The organism is Streptomyces bobili (assembly GCF_002154575.1).
In the GTDB taxonomy this organism is placed as follows: Bacteria; Actinomycetota; Actinomycetes; order Streptomycetales; family Streptomycetaceae; genus Streptomyces; species Streptomyces bobili.
This window is the reverse complement of sequence record NZ_MUBA01000655.1, coordinates 1-5,092: the sequence shown is the minus strand read 5'-3', so window position 1 is coordinate 5,092 and position 5,092 is coordinate 1. Positions and strand designations below refer to the sequence as shown.

General features: G+C 72.1%; 6 protein-coding genes. 5 read left to right on the top strand and 1 reads right to left on the bottom strand.

What is annotated here, in order from left to right; translation table 11 throughout:
- On the top strand, positions 1-482 hold a 482-nt coding region (gene purN, locus BZL64_RS35625; protein WP_086773192.1), incomplete at its 5' end, for a phosphoribosylglycinamide formyltransferase.
- On the top strand, positions 479-2,050 hold the full coding sequence (purH, locus tag BZL64_RS35620) for a bifunctional phosphoribosylaminoimidazolecarboxamide formyltransferase/IMP cyclohydrolase (protein WP_086773191.1): 1,572 nt from the start codon (positions 479-481) through the stop codon (positions 2,048-2,050). The genes purN and purH, both read left to right, overlap by 4 nt.
- An 81-nt stretch (positions 2,051-2,131) precedes the next feature.
- On the opposite strand, the gene BZL64_RS35615 is transcribed toward purH, so the two are convergent.
- The gene (locus BZL64_RS35615) at positions 2,132-2,788 is read right to left on the bottom strand and encodes a hypothetical protein (protein ID WP_086773190.1); all 657 of its coding nucleotides are present in this window, start codon (positions 2,786-2,788) and stop codon (positions 2,132-2,134) included.
- Positions 2,789-3,071: 283 nt separating this feature from the next.
- Between BZL64_RS35615 and BZL64_RS35610 the strand changes: the two genes are divergently transcribed.
- From BZL64_RS35610 to BZL64_RS35600, 3 genes are all read left to right on the top strand, one after another.
- Positions 3,072-3,926 carry a bifunctional methylenetetrahydrofolate dehydrogenase/methenyltetrahydrofolate cyclohydrolase gene (locus tag BZL64_RS35610; RefSeq protein WP_086773189.1) on the top strand — a complete coding sequence of 285 codons (855 nt, stop codon included), beginning with the start codon at positions 3,072-3,074 and terminating at the stop codon, positions 3,924-3,926.
- Positions 3,916-4,473 carry a DUF3017 domain-containing protein gene (locus tag BZL64_RS35605; RefSeq protein ID WP_086773188.1) on the top strand — a complete coding sequence of 186 codons (558 nt, stop codon included), beginning with the start codon at positions 3,916-3,918 and terminating at the stop codon, positions 4,471-4,473. The genes BZL64_RS35610 and BZL64_RS35605 overlap by 11 nt, the downstream gene beginning before the upstream one ends.
- Before the next feature lie 253 nt (positions 4,474-4,726).
- Positions 4,727-5,092: helix-turn-helix domain-containing protein (locus tag BZL64_RS35600; RefSeq protein WP_143663403.1), on the top strand; the 366-nt coding region annotated here is incomplete at its 3' end.

Below are 5,092 nucleotides of genomic sequence, written 5' to 3'. Positions count from 1 at the left end.
TCGAGGGTCTCGCGCGGGCCGAGCGGGCCGGTATCCCCACCTTCGTGTGCAAGGTGAAGGATCACGCGACCCGCCAGGAGTGGGACGCCGCCCTCGCGGCGGCCGTCGCCGCCCATGAGCCCGACCTCGTCGTGTCCGCCGGGTTCATGAAGATCGTCGGCAAGGAGTTCCTGGCGCGGTTCGGTGGGCGGTTCGTCAACACCCATCCCGCCCTGCTCCCCAGTTTTCCGGGGGCCCACGGGGTGCGTGACGCGCTCGCGTACGGCGCCCGGGTCACCGGCTGCACCGTCCACTTCGTCGACGACGGCGTCGACACCGGCCCGATCATCGCGCAGGGCGTGGTGGAGGTCAGGGACGAGGACGACGAGAGCGCGCTGCACGAGCGCATCAAGGAAGTCGAGCGAAGGCTGCTCGTCGAGGTCGTGGGGCGCCTGGCCCGCAACGGCTATCGCATCGAGGGACGAAAGGTAGTTATCCAGTGACCGCCGAGAGCAACGAGAGCACCCAGCGGCCGATCCGTCGCGCGCTCGTCAGCGTCTACGACAAGACCGGCCTCGAAGAGCTGGCCCGCGGGCTGCACGAGGCCGGTGTCACCCTCGTCTCCACCGGGTCCACCGCCTCCCGCATCGCCGCAGCCGGCGTCCCCGTCACCAAGGTCGAGGAGCTGACCGGCTTCCCCGAGTGCCTGGACGGCCGGGTCAAGACCCTGCACCCCAAGGTGCACGCGGGCATCCTCGCCGACCTGCGCCTCGAGGACCACCGGCGTCAGCTCGCGGAGCTGGGCGTCGAGCCGTTCGACCTCGTCGTCGTCAACCTCTACCCGTTCCGCGAGACCGTCGCCTCGGGTGCCTCGCCCGACGAGTGCGTCGAGCAGATCGACATCGGCGGGCCGTCGATGGTGCGCGCCGCCGCCAAGAACCACCCGTCGGTCTCCGTGGTCACCAGCCCCGAGCGCTACGGCGACGTCCTCGCCGCGGTCAAGAGCGGCGGCTTCGACCTGGCCGGCCGCAAGCTGCTCGCCGCCGAGGCCTTCCGGCACACCGCCGAGTACGACATCGCGGTGTCCTCCTGGTTCGCCTCCTCCTACGCCCCGGCCGACGCCTCGCCGTTCCCGTCGTTCCTGGCCACCAGCCTGGAGCGCGCGCACACCCTGCGCTACGGCGAGAACCCGCACCAGCCCGCCGCCCTCTACACCGCGGGCACCGGTGGCCTGGCGGAGGCCGAGCAGCTGCACGGCAAGGAGATGTCGTACAACAACTACGCGGACACGGATGCCGCGCGCCGTGCCGCGTACGACCACGCCGAGCCGGCCGTCGCGATCATCAAGCACGCCAACCCGTGCGGCATCGCCGTCGGCGCGGACGTCGCGGAGGCGCACCGCAAGGCGCACGCCTGTGACCCGCTGTCGGCCTTCGGCGGCGTCATCGCCGTGAACCGGCCGGTCAGCAAGGAGATGGCGGAGCAGGTCGCCGAGATCTTCACCGAGGTCATCGTCGCGCCCGGCTACGAGGACGGCGCGCTGGAGGCCCTCGCCAAGAAGAAGAACATCCGCGTCCTGCGCTGCGCCGACGGCCCCGCCCACCCCGTGGACGTCAAGCCGATCGACGGCGGCGCCCTCCTCCAGGTCACCGACCGCCTCCAGGCCGAGGGCGACGACCCGGCCAACTGGACGCTGGCGACGGGTGAGGCGCTCACCGCGGCCGAGCTGGCCGAGCTGTCCTTCGCCTGGAAGGCCTGCCGCGCCGTGAAGTCCAACGCGATCCTGCTCGCCAAGGACGGCGCCTCGGTCGGCGTCGGCATGGGCCAGGTCAACCGGGTCGACTCCGCGAAGCTCGCGGTGGAGCGGGCCGGTGCCGAGCGCGCGCAGGGGGCGTACGCCGCCTCCGACGCGTTCTTCCCCTTCCCGGACGGGCTGGAGATCCTCGTCGAGGCCGGGGTGAAGGCCGTGGTCCAGCCGGGCGGCTCGGTCCGTGACGAGCTGGTCGTCGAGGCCGCGAAGAAGGCCGGCGTCACGATGTACTTCACCGGGACGCGGCACTTCTTCCACTGAGCGACGCGAACACGAGGAGGGGCCCGCCGGTGCACCGGCGGGCCCCTCCTCGCTCGGTCGGTCGGTCGCGCTACGGCACGTTCAGTAGCGGGGACGCTGGAACCAGGCCGCACTCTCGCGCTTGGCGGACAGGACGATCGCCACGATGGCGACCGCCATGAGAAGCAGGCCCAGACCCCAGTAGGCGAGCATGAAGATGCCCGTGACGATCGCGAACGAGCTGTACACGATCGAGCACACACGCACCGTGTTGCCGCCCTTGGCGTACTGGAGGAGCAGCACCAGGCCGAGGATCGCGAACACCGTGGCCAGGCAGAGGAAGAAGACGACGACCCCCTTGCCCAGGTCGGCGAACCGCTCCGCCTCCGGGTCGCCGGTGATGCCCGCCTCCGTCATCACCTCGTCCCACTGGGTCAGGAAGTAGACGTACGCGACGGCGATGATCGCGTGCGCCAGGGCGATCACGCCCACCAGGATCTGCGCGACGCGGGTCGGCCGCGGCATCTGCGCCGGGCCGCCGGGGTAACCGCCCGGGAACTGCGGGTCCCCGCCCGGGAACTGCGGCGGATACGCCTGCGGCGGGTACGCCTGCTGCGGATACGGCTGCTGCTGGTAGGGCGGAGCCTGCGGGACGCCGTAGCCGGAGGCGGGCGGCTGCTGCGGCCGGCCGTAGCCGGGGCTGGACGGGGGCTGCTGGGGCGGCGGCCCGTAGGGGTTGTTCGGCTCGCCGAAACTCATGGCGGTCCTTCCTCCGTGTGCACTGACGTGCGGGGACGACGCGTGGCACGTGCGGAGGAAGGTCGTACGGATGCGGTGCGTCCCCCCGATGCTGCCCGCGGCACTGAACGTCAATCGTTCGTCAGCGGCCGGTTCGTTGTCCAGCCGGTCGGCCGGGACGTTGTGCAAGTGCAATCCCGTGGATCACCACCGCAGTGATCGTCGTACCGGGGCGGGGAGGGCCGTCGGGCCGTGGAGTCACCCGGATTGGAACCGGGAGGGCGTCATCCGGGAGGATGGGTCCATGACCGCCCAGATTCTCGATGGCAAGGCCACCGCGGCCGAGATCAAGTCGGACCTGACCGCCCGAGTGGCGGCGCTGAAGGAGAAGGGCGTCACGCCCGGCCTCGGCACGGTCCTCGTCGGGGACGACCCCGGCAGCCAGAAGTACGTCGCTGGCAAGCACCGCGACTGCGCCCAGGTGGGCATCGCCTCCATCCAGCGCGAGCTGCCCGCCACGGCCACCCAGGAGGAGATCGAGGCGGTCGTCCGCGAGCTGAACGAGGACCCGGAGTGCACCGGCTACATCGTGCAGCTCCCGCTCCCCAAGGGCATCGACGAGAACCGCGTCCTGGAACTGATGGACCCCGCCAAGGACGCCGACGGCCTGCACCCGACGAACCTCGGCCGCCTCGTCCTCAATGAGCCCGCCCCGCTGCCCTGCACCCCCAACGGCGTGCTGACCCTGCTGCGCCGCCACGGCGTGGAGATCAAGGGCGCCGAGGTCGTCGTCATCGGCCGCGGGGTGACCATCGGCCGCTCGATGCCCCTGCTGCTGACCCGGCGCAGCGAGAACGCCACGGTCACCCAGTGCCACACCGGCACCCGTGACCTCTCGGCGCATCTCAAGCGGGCGGACATCATCGTCGCCGCCGCCGGCTCCGCCCATCTGGTCCGCGCCGAGGACGTCAAGCCGGGCGCGGCCGTCCTCGACGTGGGCGTCTCACGCAATGCGGAGGGCAAGATCGTGGGCGACGTCCACCCGGACGTCCGCGAGGTGGCCGGCTGGATCTCCCCCAACCCCGGCGGCGTCGGCCCCATGACCCGGGCCCAGCTGCTCGTCAACGTGGTCGAGGCGGCGGAGCGCAGTGTCGGCTGACCGGAGCGACCACCCAGACAGCGGCGAGCGTACGGACGCCACCGGCACCGATGTCGATGCCGGCGGACACGCGCACGCGTCCGCGCAGGAGCGGGCCTTCACCGAGCCGGTCGTCCGCGACCCGGTCAGCGCGCCCGACGCCGAGGGCGTCCCGCGCCGGACCACGCGCCGCTTCCCCCGGTTCACGCGGGACACCGCACGACCCGAGGGCGGCGGCCGGGCCGCACCCGGAGACGCCCCCGCGCCCGCCCGCCAGTGGCCGATGCTCGCCGTCCTCGGCCTGGTCGCGCTGGGCCTGCTGGTGACCGCCCTCGACCAGTTCCGCGTCGGCACGATCCTGATCGGCGCCGCCCTGCTCGGCGGCGCGGTCCTGCGCTGGCTCCTGCCCGGCGTCGGCATGCTCGCCGTCCGCTCCCGCTTCACCGACATCGCGACGTACGGCCTGCTGGGCGCGGCGATCGTCCTGCTGGCACTGATGGCCCAGCCCGAACCGTTGCTGCAGATCCCGTTCCTGAAGGACACCCTGCACTTCACGGTCGACGGCTGAACACAGGTGTACGGCGGCCCGTCCTCTCCCCCGAGAAGGACGGGCCGCCGCCGTGTTCCACGCTGCCTCACCGTGAAGCTCCTGTTCAACGCCTGTCCGTGCGCTGTGCCACAGCGGTGACCGTTCCGCCATCGTGTGCGCGCCACGCCACAGTCACCCCCGCTGCGGGAACCGATGCCGCCGGGGGAGTCGTGGTCATCGGACGGGCGCTACCGTGGCCGCAGGTGGGACACGGCGCGGGAAGGGGGGATCGATGCCTCGCTGGAAGGATCTGCCGGACGGACTGGATCCGCGGGTCGGGGAGTTCGTCACACGACTGCGCCGGACCGTGGACGGCGACGGTTCGAGCCTCGCCGCCCTCGCCGACGGCACCGGCTACGGCCGGACGTCCTGGGAGCGCTACCTCAACGGCCGGCTGCTCGCTCCCAAGGGCGCGGTCATCGCCCTGGCCGAGGTCACCGGCACCGACCCGGCCCCGCTGATCACCCTGTGGGAACTGGCCGAGCGCGCCTGGAGCCGCTCGGAACTGAGCCACGACAACGCCACCGAGGCCGTACGCCTGTCCCGTGCCCGCACGGTGACGGCCCCCGCTCCCGCTCCCACCCCCGCACCCGTGCGG

Coding starts and splice junctions, on each gene's coding strand:
- BZL64_RS35610 (WP_086773189.1), top strand. CDS start 3,072: ATGACCGCCCAGATTCTCGATGGCAAGGCCACCGCGGCCGAGATCAAG.
- BZL64_RS35615 (WP_086773190.1), bottom strand. CDS start 2,788: ATGAGTTTCGGCGAGCCGAACAACCCCTACGGGCCGCCGCCCCAGCAG.